Source organism: Rhodococcus sp. NPDC058521 (assembly GCF_042719695.1).
Classification (GTDB): Bacteria; Actinomycetota; Actinomycetes; order Mycobacteriales; family Mycobacteriaceae; genus Rhodococcus_F.
In genome coordinates, this window is the sequence record NZ_JBHXNL010000001.1 from 713048 (window position 1) to 728776 (window position 15729).

At 65.1% G+C, this 15729-nt stretch carries 14 protein-coding genes; 8 read left to right on the top strand and 6 right to left on the bottom strand.

The genetic code is table 11. The features are described from left to right. Positions 1-63: 63 nt before the first annotated feature. The 3 genes from ACFWO3_RS03400 to cofC form a co-directional block, all read right to left on the bottom strand. A complete protein-coding gene (locus ACFWO3_RS03400; protein ID WP_378573669.1) occupies positions 64-993 on the bottom strand; it encodes an NUDIX domain-containing protein in 930 nt (309 codons plus the stop codon). A gap of 15 nt (positions 994-1008) precedes the next feature. Further along, on the bottom strand, positions 1009-3162 hold the full coding sequence (locus tag ACFWO3_RS03405) for an RNA degradosome polyphosphate kinase (RefSeq protein WP_378574026.1): 2154 nt from the start codon (positions 3160-3162) through the stop codon (positions 1009-1011). Between the two features lie 96 nt (positions 3163-3258). Beyond that, a complete protein-coding gene (cofC, locus tag ACFWO3_RS03410) occupies positions 3259-4002 on the bottom strand; it encodes a 2-phospho-L-lactate guanylyltransferase (RefSeq protein WP_378573671.1) in 744 nt (247 codons plus the stop codon). Positions 4003-4109: 107 nt separating this feature from the next. Between cofC and ACFWO3_RS03415 the strand changes: the two genes are divergently transcribed. From ACFWO3_RS03415 to ACFWO3_RS03425, 3 genes are read left to right on the top strand one after another with little or no spacing between them, the layout of a single operon-like run. After that, entirely contained in the window at positions 4110-5108 is a 999-nt protein-coding gene (locus ACFWO3_RS03415; RefSeq protein ID WP_378573673.1) for an NAD(P)H-dependent glycerol-3-phosphate dehydrogenase, read from the top strand. A gap of 28 nt (positions 5109-5136) precedes the next feature. Next, positions 5137-6261, top strand: a complete 1125-nt coding sequence (locus ACFWO3_RS03420; RefSeq protein WP_378574028.1) for a cystathionine gamma-lyase — start codon at positions 5137-5139, stop codon at positions 6259-6261. Positions 6262-6318: 57 nt separating this feature from the next. Next, a complete protein-coding gene (locus tag ACFWO3_RS03425) occupies positions 6319-7428 on the top strand; it encodes a D-alanine--D-alanine ligase family protein (protein WP_378573675.1) in 1110 nt (369 codons plus the stop codon). A 6-nt stretch (positions 7429-7434) separates the two neighbouring features. Here the strand turns inward: ACFWO3_RS03425 and ACFWO3_RS03430 are convergent, their stop codons facing one another. Further along, positions 7435-8007, bottom strand: coding sequence for a DUF3515 domain-containing protein (locus ACFWO3_RS03430; protein WP_378573677.1), 573 nt, complete (start codon positions 8005-8007; stop codon positions 7435-7437). A gap of 89 nt (positions 8008-8096) precedes the next feature. Here ACFWO3_RS03430 and ACFWO3_RS03435 point away from each other — a divergent pair, with 89 nt between their 5' ends. The 3 genes from ACFWO3_RS03435 to ACFWO3_RS03445 are packed head-to-tail and all read left to right on the top strand — an operon-like array spanning position 8097 to position 10264. After that, on the top strand, positions 8097-9062 hold the full coding sequence (locus ACFWO3_RS03435; RefSeq protein ID WP_378573679.1) for a thiamine-phosphate kinase: 966 nt from the start codon (positions 8097-8099) through the stop codon (positions 9060-9062). 9 nt (positions 9063-9071) lie between these two features. Next, complete coding sequence (locus ACFWO3_RS03440; RefSeq protein ID WP_378573681.1) at positions 9072-9593, top strand: gamma carbonic anhydrase family protein; 522 nt, start codon at positions 9072-9074, stop codon at positions 9591-9593. After that, entirely contained in the window at positions 9593-10264 is a 672-nt protein-coding gene (locus ACFWO3_RS03445; protein ID WP_378573683.1) for a uracil-DNA glycosylase, read from the top strand. The genes ACFWO3_RS03440 and ACFWO3_RS03445 overlap by 1 nt, the downstream gene beginning before the upstream one ends. Positions 10265-10277: 13 nt before the next feature. Here ACFWO3_RS03445 and ACFWO3_RS03450 read toward each other — a convergent pair whose 3' ends face one another. After that, a complete protein-coding gene (locus ACFWO3_RS03450; protein WP_378573685.1) occupies positions 10278-11072 on the bottom strand; it encodes an enoyl-CoA hydratase/isomerase family protein in 795 nt (264 codons plus the stop codon). Between the two features lie 111 nt (positions 11073-11183). Beyond that, the gene (gene rpmB / locus ACFWO3_RS03455; RefSeq protein WP_378573687.1) at positions 11184-11375 is read right to left on the bottom strand and encodes a 50S ribosomal protein L28; all 192 of its coding nucleotides are present in this window, start codon (positions 11373-11375) and stop codon (positions 11184-11186) included. 212 nt (positions 11376-11587) lie between these two features. On the opposite strand from rpmB, the gene ACFWO3_RS03460 reads away from it, so the two are divergent. Further along, the gene (locus tag ACFWO3_RS03460) at positions 11588-13306 is read left to right on the top strand and encodes a DAK2 domain-containing protein (protein WP_378573689.1); all 1719 of its coding nucleotides are present in this window, start codon (positions 11588-11590) and stop codon (positions 13304-13306) included. 33 nt (positions 13307-13339) lie between these two features. Then, positions 13340-15598: an ATP-dependent DNA helicase RecG gene (gene recG / locus ACFWO3_RS03465; protein WP_378573691.1), complete on the top strand. Its 2259-nt coding sequence runs from the start codon at positions 13340-13342 to the stop codon at positions 15596-15598. Positions 15599-15729: the final 131 nt, after the last annotated feature.

Below are 15729 nucleotides of genomic sequence, written 5' to 3' on the forward strand. Positions count from 1 at the left end.
CTCTCGGTAGAACGAATTCGGCGCCGACAACGCACTATCTGCGTTGTCGGCGCCGAATTCGTTTCAGACCGTGCGCTTGACCGGCAGTGGACTGTCGATATGATCGGCCGCGCACAAGCGGCCACCGGACAGCGACAGCACCCACATGCTCGCCTTGCGGTTACGGGCAGGCGGCAACTCGATTCCGTCGGCGTCCGCCCACCACGACAGAAGGTCGGGGATGACCCCACCCTGGCTCGAGATCACGGGCACACCACCGCCCGCCGCGATCTTGCGTACGAGAGTGCGGGTACCCACCGGGTCCTCGGCGAAACCTTCTTCCGAGAGCCGCGAATCCGTGCGAATCTCCAGCCCTTCCGCATCGGCGAAGGGCTGGACGGTCTGAACGCACCGCTTTCGATCAGCCGATGTCACGGAAGACCCACCGAAGGCGCGGAGTTGCGCGACGAGCGCGTCGGCTTGAATGCGACCCTTGCTGTCGAGGGGCCGCTTGGCATCGTCGCCCTTGTAGCGCTTCTTCGAACCGGCCTTCGCGTGGCGTACCACGATGACGGTAGCGGTATCTGCCGGAAGTGCTTCGAATCTCCGGAGAATCATGCGGTCCATCGGATACGACAACTGATCCGCGACGTCGCCGACCGGAACCCATCGGAGCTCGTCCACCTCCGAATTCGGAACGAACTCGCCGGATATCGCCTCGCCGTTCCAGTACTCGACGCGTTTGCGTAGACGGTGGCCCGGAACGGGATAGGACACCGATCCGAGATGACGGCCGGTCCTGATCGTCATTCCCGTCTCTTCGCCCACCTCGCGAATCGCGGCGACCAATTCGGTTTCACCCGGATCGAGTTTGCCCTTGGGAAACGACCAATCGTCGTACTTACGGCGATGCACCAGAGCGAGTTCGACATCGTCCGGCGTATCCGTGGACTTGCGCCAGACGACAGCCCCGGCAGCAAAGACATTCGACTTGAACGGCTTCTTCGACGACATGATCGGAGATACCCGCTATCCGGCGTTGGTTCGGCTACGCATCAGCGCTTCCTGATGCTCTCGAACCTCTTCACCACGCGCCGGAGCAGCCACCCAGCCTCCGTCGGGCTGAAGCACCCAACAGCGAGTCGTCGGATCCAGTGCGGATTCGAAGATGTCGCTCAACTGCTTGGTGAGTCGTGCGTCCTTCACCTGAGCCATGACCTCCACTCGGCGGTCGAGATTGCGGTGCATCATGTCCGCACTGCCGATCCAGAATTCGTCGGATGCCTGGAAGTGGAATATCCGCGAGTGCTCGAGGAATCTCCCCAGAATGGAACGGACTTCGATGTTCTCGCTGAGTCCGGGTACGCCGGGCCGGAGGGCACAGATTCCGCGCACCACGATTTCGACAGGCACGCCCGCAGCCGAGGCCCGGTAGAGCGCATCGATGACCTGCTCGTCCACCAGTGCGTTGGCCTTCAAGCGAATCCGAGCGTCGCGACCCTGCTCCTTGGCGGACACTTCGGCGTCGATCCGTTCGACGATGCCCTTTCGCACCCCGTATGGCGCGACCAACAGGTTCCGGTACTTGGACTTTCGTGAATAACCGGTAAGCGAGTTGAACAGATCGGTGAGATCCGCCCCGATCTCGGGTGCGGCGGTCAGAAGACCCACGTCCTCGTAGAGTCGGGCCGTCTTCGGGTTGTAGTTGCCGGTTCCGATGTGGCAGTAGCGCCGAATTGTGGAACCCTCCCTGCGGACCACCAGGCACGTCTTGCAGTGAGTTTTGAGCCCGACGAGACCGTAGACCACGTGAACACCGGCCTGTTCGAGCTTGCGGGCCCACTTGATGTTCGCCTGCTCGTCGAAGCGCGCCTTGATTTCCACCAGCGCGACAACCTGTTTGCCGGCCTCGGCCGCATCGATCAGTGCGTTGACGATGGGCGAGTCACCGGAAGTGCGGTACAGCGTCTGCTTGATCGCGAGGACCTGAGGGTCGGCTGCCGCCTGCTCGATGAAGCGCTGCACGCTGGTGGAGAACGAATCGTAAGGGTGCTGCACGAGAACGTCGCCGTCGCGCAGAGTGGAGAAGACACTCTTGGGCGTTTCGCGCTCACCGAATGCGGGATGCGTGGCGGGAACGAACGGCGCATCCTTGAGACCCGGCCGGTCCACCGCGTAAACCTGCCAGAGGCAGGACAGATCAAGCAGACCGGATACCTGGATGACGTCGCCGGGGTCGACGTCGAGTTCGCGTAGCAGCAACTCCAACATGTGATCGGTCATGTCGTCCGCGACCTCGAGTCGGACCGGTGAACCGAAGCGGCGGCGCGCAAGTTCACGCTCGAGTGCCTGCAGCAAGTCCTCGTCACGATCTTCCTCGACCTCGAAGTCTGCATTGCGGGTGATGCGGAAGGCATGATGCTCGACGATCTCCATACCGGGAAAAAGAATGTCGAGGTGCGCCGAGATCAGTTCCTCCATCGGAAGGAACGCGTCGATCGAGGATGGTGTGTCGTTCCGGCGTACGCGAACGAACCTGCCCACGTTGTCCGGCACCTTCACCCTGGCGAAGTGCTCGCCACCGGTCGCGGCGTCCTTGACGGTCACCGCGAGGTTGAGACTGAGGCCGCTGATGTAGGGGAAGGGGTGCGCGTGGTCGACGGCGAGTGGAGTCAGCACCGGGAAGACCTGATCGATGAAGTGCGCAGACAGGCGCTCGTGGTCGTCGGCTGCGAGGTCCTGCCAACGAACGATCGATATTCCCTCGCCGGCGAGCGCAGGGCGAACCGAATCCATGAAGACCCGAGCATGTTTGCTCGCGATTTCCTGAGTTCGAGTATTGATCAGTGCGAGCTGTTCGCGCGGGGACAACCCGTCTGCGGATCGAACCGACAACCCGGTCTCGTCGCGGCGCTTGAGACCGGCCACCCGAACCATGAAGAACTCGTCGAGATTGGACGAGAAGATGGCCAGGAACTTCGCACGCTCGAGCAGCGGCAGAGAGGTGTCCTCGGCGAGAGCCAGAACACGTGAATTGAAGTCCAGCCAGCTCAGTTCACGGTTGAGGTAACGATCGGATGCCAAGCCGTCGGGCAGTGCGCTCGCAATGCCGTTGGTGGCGGCGGGCGGCGCGGTGGGGATGTTCGACCGCGATTGCGACCCGTTCGACGAGCCGACGTCGATCGAGTCGGCTTCTGACTGCTGGCGGTCGGTGTGCCGACCCAATGCTTCCGTGTTGCTCACCCCACGATCATCCCTCACAACTCGAGAAGCGGACAATCATGCGCGAAAATTCGCCGACCCGGTCCGGAGAGCCAGACCGGCGAGGACTTCCGCCGTCGACGGGCCGACACCCAACTCGGTTGCGGCAGCGAGGTCGGACTCGGTGTCCACGTCGGTGCGCAGTCCCGGCCAGTCCCCGGTCAACGGTCGGGCACCCGATTCGAGATGTCTTCGAGCGGAGCTCGGGCCGAAGGAGGGACCGAGGTCGGCGTCCGAATCGCATGCGAACAGTGCTGCCGTCCCGGTGCCGTGGCGGTCGACGATCATCGACCGCGAATGCTCTCGTGCTGCGGCCAGCGCGGTCGTGAGTTCGTGGACCCGAATCGACGGCAGATCGGCTTGTAGCGCAACCAGGTCGGTGGACGGGTCCAGTCGGCGGACGTGATCCGCCGCAGCGGAGAGTGCCGAATTCAACCCGACTTCCGGTTCGTCGGGGCGCATCTCGACGCCGTCTCGGTGCGCAGACGGGGGTGCGGGATCGGGATACGCATCGGCCCCGGTGCTGCGAGCGAGTTCGGCGACCACGTCGTCGGGAGTCACCACGGTGATCCCCGCGACCGTGTCGACGGAGCGAACCACCGAGAGGGTGTCGTGAAGCATGGACAGGACGAGGTCGGTTCGAACGCTTCCTCCGACGAATCCGGACAGCCGTGTCTTCGCTGCCCGGAGATCTTTCACCGCGACGAGAACGTGCGCGCGAGGCCCGTTCACGTATGTGTTCGCGTCACCGCCGGTGCTCATACCGACAATCCTGCCAGGTGTCCTCTCCCGTGACTCACCCTGCCGGAGCCTGTGCGCGAACGATACTGTGGGACGAACACCATCGTCGACACAGGTGAGGGGACGACGTGACCAAGGCAGCGGTTCTGGGTGCGGGCTCGTGGGGGACTGCTTTCGCGAAGGTCCTGGCCGACGCGGGCTCCGACGTCACGGTGTGGTCGAGGCGGCCCGAGGTGGCCGAGTCGATCGTCACCCGTCACGAGAACCCCGGATATCTGCCGGGCGTCGTACTGCCGCCCGGCCTGCACGCTACTGCGGACCACACCCAGGCGTTGGCCGGCGCCGATCTGGTGGTGCTGGCGGTGCCCTCACAGTCACTGCGAACCAATCTCGAGGCGTGGAAGGACGACCTGCCGGAGGATGCCACTCTGCTGAGTCTCGCCAAGGGAATCGAAACCGGAACGCTGATGCGGATGAGTCAGGTCATCGGTCAGGTGTCCGGTGTCGACTCGAACCGGATCGCGGTCTTGTCGGGCCCGAATCTGGCGCGGGAGATCGCATTGGGGCAACCCTCCGCGACGGTGGTCGCGTGCACCGACTCCTCGCGGGCGCTCGCGATCCAGAAAGACTGTGCTACAGGCTATTTCCGCCCCTACACCAACTCTGACGTCATTGGATGCGAGGTGGGCGGCGCCTGCAAGAACGTCATCGCACTCGCCTGCGGGATGGCCGCAGGAATCGGCCTCGGCGAGAACACCACGGCCACGATCATCACGCGCGGCCTGGCGGAGGTGACCCGCCTCGGTGTTGCGCTCGGCGCAAACCCCGCAACACTTTCCGGTTTGGCGGGCGTCGGCGATCTCGTGGCCACCTGTACTTCCCGACTGTCCCGTAACCGGACCTTCGGAGAACGCCTCGGTAGGGGCGGTTCGATCGAAAGCGCGCAGGATGCGACCAACGGGCAGGTCGCCGAAGGCGTGAAGTCGTGCACGTCGGTGCGCGCACTCGCCGCTGGATTCGACGTCGAGATGCCGTTGACCGATGCCGTGCACCGTGTCTGTCACGACGGCCTCGAGGTGCAGGAAGCGATCGGACAGCTGCTCGGACGACGAACGAAGCCGGAGTAGAGCCTTGCACGACACGAAAGGCAGCCCGGTGTTCGGTGATTCGACGCGCTGCGTCAAAGCCGTTGCCGCTGAACATGCACCTGGACGGCCGATGCAGCGCGGGCCGGTGTTCGCAGCGCCGTACCAGCTCTCCGCGGATGAGGGCTCCGAATCCGATTCGTATGCGCGCGCATCCAATCCGGCATGGCGGGAACTCGAGGCTGCGCTCGCAGAACTCGAAGGTGCGGCGGCGGCGCTCGTGGTGGGCTCGGGGATGTCCGCGATCACCGTGGCTTTGCGGTCGCTGTTGTCTACCGGTGGCACGGTGATCGTTCCCTCCGACGGGTACTACCAAGTCCGCGCATACGCACACGAGATGCTTGCACCAGTCGGGGTGACCGTGCACGAGTATGCCACCGCCGAGATGCTGTCGCCCACGGCCGAGGCCACGATCGCCGGTGCGCAGGGTCCCGTCGTCGTGGTGGCGGAGACGCCGGCGAACCCTTCGCTCGACGTCGTCGACCTGCGAGCGTTGTCCGCGTCGTGTGCGCGATCGGGTGCTCTGCTCGTCGTCGACAACACGACCGCAACTCCCCTGGGGCAGCAGCCGCTTTCGCTCGGCGCGGATGTCGTGGTAGCCAGCGGTACCAAGGCGTTGAGCGGCCACAGCGACCTGTTGATGGGATACGTCGCGGTGTCGGACCGTGCGCTGCTCGATCGGATGAGTCGGGAGCGCCTCATGTCAGGAACCGTGCTCGGACCGTTCGAGACTTGGCTGGCGCACCGCAGTCTCGGCACCGCGGGACTGCGCTTCGAGCGGCAGTGCGCGAACGCGGCCGCAATTGCGAAGGCGCTGTCCGAGCATCCGAAGCCACGCCGCGTGCGGTATCCGGGTCTGCAGACCGACCCCTCGTTCGAGATCGCGTCCGGGCAGATGCGCAGATTCGGTGGGCTCGTCACTTTCGAGTTGGAGTCGGCCGCAGAGTTCCACCGTCTGGTCGAGATCGCAGAACTGCCCGTATCGGCGACGAGTTTCGGCGGCATCCACACCACCCTCGACCGGCGTGCCAGATGGGGCGACGCCGTTGCGGACGGATTCGTTCGTCTCTCGGGCGGTATCGAGGACACCGCCGACCTCGTTGCAGATCTCGAGGCCGCGCTGAGCGCCCTGTGACCGACAATATGGGCGTGGGGTCGGTGGCTACCTGCGCTGACCGGTACGGTTTGTCTCGTGAGTGAACCGCGTATCAGGGTCGCCGTCGTCTTCGGCGGACGCAGTAGCGAGCATTCCGTCTCCTGCGTATCGGCTGGAAGTGTGCTGACCAATCTCGACCCGTTTCGTTACGAAGTGGTGCCTGTCGGTATCGGCCGCGACGGCACCTGGATGTTGGGCTCGACCGATCCGGAGTCGCTCGCCATCCGTGATCGAACCCTGCCGAGTGTGCAGCCGGGAGGCAACGAACTCGCACTGACCGCGGACCCGACCCGGCACGGTGCCCTGGTCTCGCTCGGCGATTCCGAGGCAGGCAAGGTTCTCGCGTCCGTGGACGTCGTGTTTCCCGTTCTTCACGGCGCGTACGGCGAGGACGGCACGGTACAGGGTCTCCTCGAGTTGGCCGGAGTTCCCTACGTCGGACCGGGTGTGCTGGCCAGTGCCGCCGGAATGGACAAGGAGTTCACCAAGAAACTCCTGGCCGCCGAGCACCTTCCGGTCGGCCATCAGGTGGTGCTGCGTCCGGGCACGGAAACGCTGACGCAGGAACAGAAGGACGGCCTCGACCTGCCGGTGTTCGTGAAGCCGGCTCGGGGTGGCTCCTCGATCGGTATCACCCGCGTCGCCGACTGGGCGAAACTGGACGACGCGATCACGCAGGCACGCCGGCACGATCCGAAGGTGATCGTCGAATCGGGAATCGTCGGTCGCGAGGTCGAATGCGGCGTGCTCGAGTTTCCGGACGGTTCGGTTCGCGCGAGTGTGGTTGCCGAGATCAAGATGCCCGAATCGAGTCGCGAGGACGACACCGCGTTCTACGACTTCGACACGAAGTATCTCGACGACGTCTGCGAGTTCGATGTTCCCGCCAAGCTGGACGACGACGTGAGCGACGAGATCAGGAAGCTGGCGGTGGAGGCGTTCCGTGCCCTCGATTGCCAGGGACTGTCCCGAGTCGACTTCTTCGTTACCGAGAACGGACCCGTGATCAACGAGATCAACACGATGCCCGGCTTCACCTCGATCTCGATGTATCCGCGCATGTGGGATGCGGCCGGCGTCGACTACCCGACTCTGGTGTCGACCTTGGTGGACACGGCGCTGACCCGTGGAACCGGTCTGCGGTAAGGCCGATCAGGAACCGGGAAGCGGCGCCGGGTCGAGTGGACGAGCTTCCAGTGCCTTCGACGCAGCCTCGGACATCTCCTGAAGTGGGGTGGGACCGGAGCCGTTCGGGATCGTCACCGCGACGTACACGCCGCGGTCGACGAGGTACCAGGTACTCGACTCGAGTCCCATCTCCGCGCCCGAAACCTCGAACCACTGCACCCCGTCGATGACCTGAAGGGGTGCCGCCTGGTCGAACTCGACCGGACGGTCGACTCCGCACCGCAGGACCACGGGTTCACCTTCGCTCGGCTGCCAGGCCGCAGCGGATTCGGGTGCCGGTTCGGCAAGTTCCGCGCGTTCGAGGTCACCCAGATTGTCGGGAAGTGCTGCCATCAGCTTGTCGCACTCGGGTGACTCCGAGGCAGGTGCGGGTACCGTGCCGAGCGACACCGGTTCTCGTATCGGATCTCGGCCGGCAAGGAAGGCTGCCACCAGGACCGCCACGACGAGGGCTACGGGGATGGCCACGGCGGTGGCTATCACGGCAGGGTGTCGGCGATGGTCTTGTTCGGGCTCGAATGCGTCGGTCTCGGGCATGCTCGGATCTTGTTCGTCGTATCGTCTGGACTGTTCGAACCTACCGTAGGAGGCTCACCATCTCACCGACCGATGCCCAGCCCGATCATGTGAGCCCGCGTCCGCGCACGGTGGCGGAGATCGGTGAGTTCGCGGTGATCGGCCGAGCGACCGCTTCGCGGACACAACCTGCAAGCACCTTGCTGGGTCCCGGCGACGATGCCGCCATCGTGAGTGCCTCAGACGGCAGAGTCGCGGTCTCCGCGGACATGCTCGTCGAGGGCAGGCACTTCCGGTTCGACTGGTCCAGCCCACGGGAAGTCGGTCGAAAAGCGTTGGCGCAGAATGCTGCCGATATCTTCGCGATGGGTGCTTCGCCCACCGCCCTGGTGGTGTCGATCGGATGCCCCGCAGACACTCCCGTCGACGTCGTCGACGCGATCTCGGCCGGAATCGGCGAGGCGGCGGAAGAACTCGGTGCAGGTGTCGTCGGCGGCGACCTCGTCCAATCGGACCAGGTGGTGGTATCGGTCACCGTGCTGGGCGATCTCGGTGGTGGTGAACCGGTCCTACGATCCGGTGCGGGAATCGGCGACGTTGTTGCCGTGACCGGTGGACTGGGTCGATCCGCGGCGGGACTGGCACTGCTCCGCGCCGGTGCGGACTACGGCGCTGCCGGACTGGACGGTCTCGTCGCAGCACACCGGGTTCCCGCGCCGCCCTATGCCGCTGCGCGCGCGGCGTCGGATTCGGCCACGTCGATGACGGACGTCTCGGACGGCCTGCTCGCCGATCTCGGCCACCTGTGCGCGGCGTCGGGCGTGAGTATCGATGTCGAATCGGCGCTGTTGCAGCCCGGCACCGACATCGACGTGGCAGCCGAACTGCTGGGCGTGGACCCGCGCGAGTGGATCATGACCGGGGGAGAGGATCACGCGTTCGCCGCGACCTTCCGCGAAGAATCCGATCTTCCCGAGGGCTGGACCCGGATCGGACGGGTTCGCGACGGATCGGGAGTGTCGATCGACGGAAGCCCCGCGACGGGGGGCGCGGGATGGGAAAGCTTCTCCGTATAAATTGCACGCATGGCTATCTACGCGCTCGGCGAACGAACCCCGGACATACACCCGGACGCCTACGTCCATCCCGATGCGGTGGTGATCGGCGCCGTCACTCTCGCTGCCGGCGCATCGGTGTGGCCGGGCGCGGTTCTGCGGGGCGACTACGGCACGATCACGATCGGGGAGCGCAGCAACATCCAGGACGGGTCGGTGATCCACTGCACCCCTGTCGATCCCACGGTGATCGGTGCGGGCTGCGTCGTTGGACACAACGCACACGTCGAAGGTGCCGTCGTGGAGGACAACTGTCTGATCGCGTCCGGGTCCGTCGTGCTGAACGGTGCTGTCGTCGGTGAGGGCGCGGTCGTGGGTGCGGGCGCTGTCGTTCCCTTCAAGTTCGAGGTACCCAGTAGGCGCATGGCATTGGGGGTTCCCGCGAAAGTGCGCGACGGGTTCGAGGTTCCCGAGGGGCATGTGGATCTCAATGTTCAGATGTACTCCGCCAACGCCGGTTACTACCGCGACGCATTGCGCAGGCTCGACTGATGGCGCCGCTGAAGGACGTGGTGGAGGCCGGTTGGGCGAGCGCGCTGGAGCCGGTATCCGGGCGCATCGCGGAAATGGGTGACTTCCTACGCGCGGAGAACGCCGCAGGAAGGGGATACCTCCCTGCGGGGGAGAACGTGTTGCGGGCATTCACGCATCCGTTCGAGGAGGTGAAAGTGCTGGTCGTGGGGCAAGATCCGTACCCGACACCCGGACACGCAGTGGGGCTGAGCTTCTCGGTCGCCCCCGAGGTGCGTCCGGTGCCCCGCAGCCTTGCGAACATCTTCACCGAGTACTCCACGGATCTCGTGCTGCCCACGCCGTCGAACGGTGACCTCACCGCGTGGTCTCGTCAGGGCGTTCTACTCCTCAACAGAGTGCTCACGGTTGCACCGGGCGAGGCCGCATCTCATCGCCGCAAGGGATGGGAGTCGGTCACCGAGCAAGCGATCCGCGCTCTGGTGGCGCGACCGGAACCACTCGTCGCAATTCTCTGGGGGCGAGACGCCGCGACGTTGAAACCGATGCTCGGCGAGGTTCCGATCATCGAATCCGCACATCCGTCGCCGCTCTCGGCGTCGCGTGGCTTCTTCGGATCACGACCGTTCAGCCGCGCAAACTCCCTCCTCGAGGAGTTGGGCGGCGATCCGGTCGACTGGCGCCTGCCCTGAGGCGGTACGGAATCTAGCTGGGCTTGACGGAACCGAAGTCGGCACGACGCTTCTCGACGAATGCGTCGACGCCCTCGATGCCGATCGGACTGTTCGCTGCCGCGGAGATGGAGGCGGCCTCGGCGTCGAGTTGATCGCCGAGCGAGTTGGTGACCGACGCGGCGAGCAGTTTCTTGATTCCGGCGAAGGCATCGGTGGGGCCCACGGCGAGCGAACGCGCGAGCCGGAACGCCTCGTCCTGGATGACGTCGTCACCCACCAGTCGACTCAGAATGCCGATGCGTACGGCTTCGTCACCGCCCAGCACGGAGTCGGAGAGGAGGATGTCCCGTGCACGGGAGATCCCCACGATCCGCGGAAGCAACCAGGTCATACCGCCGTCGGGGGTGAAACCGATGGACGGGTAGGCCGGGCGCAGCTTGGTCGACGGGCCACCCACCGCGATGTCGGCAAGGCACACGAGGCTCATGCCGGCGCCTGCGGCCCAGCCGTGGACCCCTGCGACGACCGGCGCACTGAGTTCGCTGAGGGACCGAACGAATTCGTGGAGCACTCCGGCAACCTCGGCGACGTGGGCACCGCGGTCGGATGCCGACGCGAACCCGTGCACGTTGCCGCCTGCACAGAAGTTGGGCCCCTCACCGACCAGGAGCACGCTGCCCACCTCGTCTCCGAGGATCTGCAGGGCCTGCGTGCCCTGTGCGACACCGTCGGAGTCGAGTGACGCGCCGTTCTCTGCGGTGGCGATCACGATCCGCAGGACACCTTCTTCGAACGTCACCTTGGAGAGTTGATCTATGGAGTTCACGGTCTGCACATTACAGACGGCGATACCGGGTTCGAACAGCACTGCACCCCACAGCGAATCGCTGGGGGGTGCAATTGCGAGTGTCTCGAGTACTCGTACTCGGGGACCGTTCTAGCCTCGGACGACCTTGCCGGCCTTGAGGCAGGAGGTGCACACGTTGACTCGCCGGGTGTTTCCGGGAGCAACCTGGGCGCGAACGGTCTGGATGTTCGGGTTCCAGCGACGATTGGTACGCCGGTGCGAGTGCGAGACCGACTTACCGAAGCCGGGCCCCTTGGCGCATACGTCGCAGACGGCAGCCATAGTCGCGAACTCCTTCAGATAGTGAACAGTGCTTCGTCCTCGTGAGGTCTTCCCGCACGAGGCAACCGTGTAAGAGTAGCCGTTGAGTGCCGGATTGGCCAAACTCGGACGTGTGGCATGGATCGCCCTCGCCGCTCGGTCCACCCCTGCTCGGCGCGTGCTCTCGCGATACCCTGTGCGCACCATCGTAGGTCCATGTGGAGAGGACGTTCGTGAATCCTGAGGTCCGCCCCGCACCGGGTGCCGGCGACGCCGATTTCCGTGTGGACGGTCGCCTGCTCGGATACTGGGCCCGCCTGTGCGTGGCAGGGCTCGAACAGCGGTGCGCGGAGATCAACGACCTCAATGTGTACCCGATCCCGGACGGCGATACCGGGACGAACCTGCTTGCGACTATGCGGTCCGCTGTGGCAGCCGCAGAGGACCACGCGCTGGGTAGCGCTGGTGAAGTGCCCCACAGTGCACACCAGATCGCCGTGGCGCTGGCGCGGGGAGCGGTGTCCGGTGCGAGAGGCAATTCCGGTGTCATCCTGTCCCAGGTCCTTCGCGGATTCGCGCAGGCAACGGGTGAAGGCGACCTCGACGACGCGGCATTGCGTAGTGGTCTTCGGCAGGGTTCGAATCTGGCCGCGGACGCTGTCAGCGAGCCGGTCGAGGGCACCATCGTCACCGTGCTGCGGTGCGCCGCCGACGCCGCCGCGAGTTCGGACCGGGATCTCGGGCTGGCCGCGACCGCGCGGGATGCTGCCGACGCGGCCGCATCGGCACTGATCCGCACCCCTGCGCAACTCGACGTGCTCGATGCTGCCGGTGTGGTGGACGCGGGCGGGCTCGGCCTCGTGGTGATTCTCGATGCGCTCGTCGAGGCGGTGGACGGCGCGGCGCCGAGGCGCGAGATCGTGACCCGTCGTGCGCTGCCCGAACGTGCGCAGAACACCGAGTGCGCCGTCCCCGCCCACGATCATCCCGGACACGAACACGCGGGACAGGATCGTTCGGGGCCGGACTACGAGGTCATGTACCTCGTCTCCGAGACCGAGGACGAACGCATGGCCGACCTGCGAGCCCACCTCGGTGCGCTCGGCGACTCGATCGTGATCGTGGGCGACGGCGCAGGCGGTTGGTCCGTCCACGTGCACTGCACCGATGCCGGTGCGGCCGTCGAAGCCGGCCTTCTCGCCGGCCGGGTTCACGGAATCCGGATCACGAGCTTCCTCGTCGATGCGCGTGATCAAGGACTGGTTGCGCCGACCGTGCGGGTCCGCAGCGGCGGGCACGGTCGGGGGATCATCGCGATGGCGTCCGGGGACGGCGCGGCCGAGTTGTTCGAAGCCGAGGGTGCGACCGTACTGCGGAGTGACACACCGGTTACTCGTGGCCGATTGCTCGGCGTGATTCGCGAGATCGAACGCAGCGAAGTGCTCGTGCTTCCCAACGGTGCCATTTCCGCGCAGGAACTCGTGGCGGTGAGCGCCGCCGCCCGTGACTCGAGCCACGAGGTGGTGCTGCTCGCAACCTCCTCGATGGTGCAGGGAATCGCTGCGATGGCAGTCCACGATCCCAGCAGAGACGCCGTCGACGATGCCTTCACGATGTCGGAGGCAGCGGCAGGCACCCGGTGGGGATCGCTGAGAGTCGCCGCCGAACGCGCCCTGACCTATGTCGGAACGTGTGAGCCGGGAGATTCTCTCGGCCTCATGGGCCACGAGGTGGTCCTGATCGAGTCGGATACGGTCACAGCCGGTACCCGGCTGGTCGACCTCGCGCTCGGGGGTGGCGGTGAACTCGTCACCCTGATCATGGGGGCGAACGCACCGGAAGGACTGAGCGAGCACCTCAGCGACCACGTCGCTCGCAATCATGTGGGTGTGGACGTGATGGTTTATGTCGGTGGGCAGGTCGACGATCTGTTTCAACTGGGTGTCGAATAGTCGGCACGATCGAGCACATCGGGAAGGAACCTCATGGCGGCGCTGTCGGATCGTCTCGATCTGCTCCTGGGAAACAAGACGGCGGACGCACTTGCCGAGGCCTTCGAGATTCGCACGGTCGAGGACCTTCTTCGCCACTATCCGCACCGGTACGCATCCCAGGGCCGGGATCTGGCCGAGAAGGAGCCTCCCGAAGGCGAACACATCACGATCATCGCGCGGGTCACGTCCGCCGCGGTCGTGAAGATGCGGAACCGCCCGGGGCAGATGCTCAAGGCGGTTCTCACGACGGACACCCAGAACGTGGATGTCACCTTCTTCAACCCACAGAAGGTCCGGCATGCGATCAAACCGGGTGTGCGCGCAATGTTTTCGGGGACGGTGAAGTACTTCCGCGGCAAGTGGAGTCTTACTCATCCCAGCTACCTGATCCTTCCCGAGCCTCGTGGGGGAGAGGACGACCCGGTCATTCGGGTCGGTCGCATCCGGGGGTCGGGCGATCTTGCCGGCATCGCGCGCGCCGGATCCGATTCCGGTGCCGGCGTGGACATGTCGGTGTTCGATCGCGCGTTCATTCCCCTGTACCCGGCGACACGCGAAGTCGAGAGCTGGACCATCATGCGGTGTGTACGGCAGGTGCTCGATCAACTCGATCCGGTCGTCGACCCGTTGCCCGAATCGACGGTGGGTGAGCACGGCCTCGTCGGCCTGGACGACGCCCTGCGTTCGATTCACCTTCCCGACACCAGGGACGAGATCGATCGCGCGCGTGATCGGCTTCGGTTCGACGAAGCGGTGTCGTTGCAGCTCGTGCTCGCGATGCGCCGCAAGGACAATGCAGAACGAGTCGCACCCGAGTGTCCGCCCGTTCGCGACGGAATCGCCGAGCGTTTCGAAGCGCGGCTGCCGTTCACTCTGACCGACGGACAGCACGCCGTTGCGGAGGAGATTTCGGCGGACCTTTCGCGCCCACACCCGATGAGCAGACTTCTACAAGGCGAGGTGGGGTCCGGAAAAACGATCGTCGCACTTCGGGCGATGCTGCAGGTCGTCGACGCCGGGTATCAATGTGCGCTCCTCGCGCCCACGGAAGTGCTCGCGACGCAGCACGCGAAGTCGTTGCGGGCAATGCTCGGCGACCTGGGGACCGCCGGCGAGCTCGGATCCGAGGACAAGGCGACACGTGTCACGTTGGTGACCGGCTCGATGTCGGTTGCCGCGAAACGAGCGGCGCTCAACGAAGTGGTGGTGGGCGACGCGGGAATCGTGATCGGCACACACGCCCTCATTCAGGACAACGTCGACTTCTTCCGGCTCGGCATGGTCGTGGTGGACGAGCAGCACCGATTCGGTGTCGAACAACGCGACGCGCTGCGGTCCAAGGCAAGGGACGGACTGAGTCCGCACGTTCTGGTCATGACCGCGACACCCATACCTCGCACTATCGCGATGACGGTGCTCGGGGACCTCGAGGTGTCGACGCTTCGGCAACTGCCGAAGGGCCGCTCTCCCATCAAGAGCAGTGTCGTACCTGCCGGTCAGAAGCCGCAGTGGGTGGGCCGTGCCTGGGAACGGATTCGTGAGGACGTCGCCGACGGTCGACAGGCGTACGTCGTCTGCTCACGGATCGGCGACGGCAACGACGAATCCGGCGACAAGGACGAGAAGGACGCGCAGCAACAGACGATCGCCGCGACCGACCTCCACGAGCAGTTGAGCACACAGCTTCTTCCCGATCTGCGCATCGGACTTCTGCACGGGCGATTGCCGGCGGACGAGAAGGACGGGGCGATGGCGGCGTTCGACGCGGGGGAGACGGACGTCCTGGTGTGCACCACGGTGGTGGAAGTGGGCGTGGACGTTCCCAATGCCACGGTCATGGTGATCGTCGATGCAGACCGATTCGGCGTCAGTCAGTTGCACCAATTGCGAGGACGCGTGGGCCGTGGCAAACATCAGGGTCTGTGCATTCTGATCACCAGCGCCAATCCCGGAAGCCCCACGTACGAGCGGCTGTCGAGTGTGGCGTCGACCAACGACGGTTTCGAACTGGCGCGGCTCGACCTGGAGACCCGCCGCGAGGGTGACATTCTCGGAAAAGCTCAGAGCGGAACGACCACGACGCTGCGACTGTTGTCACTCCTCGAACACGAGGACGTAATTGCGAGCGCCGCCGAATTCGCACGTGGAATCATCGACGTGGACCCGGTCCTCGAAGAGCATCCCGGATTGGCGGCAATGGTCGGTGCAGCACTCGATTCCGAGAAGATCGAATACCTGGAGAAAGCCTGATCGGAAGCGTGAACGTGCAGGTCGCGTGTTTCGCAGGTATTACCGAACTTGCACCCCGCCGAAGCTCGATTGTGAAGTCGTTTGTGGAATCTTGAATATTGGGACGCGGGTTCCCCGGCGCCCTTCCTCGC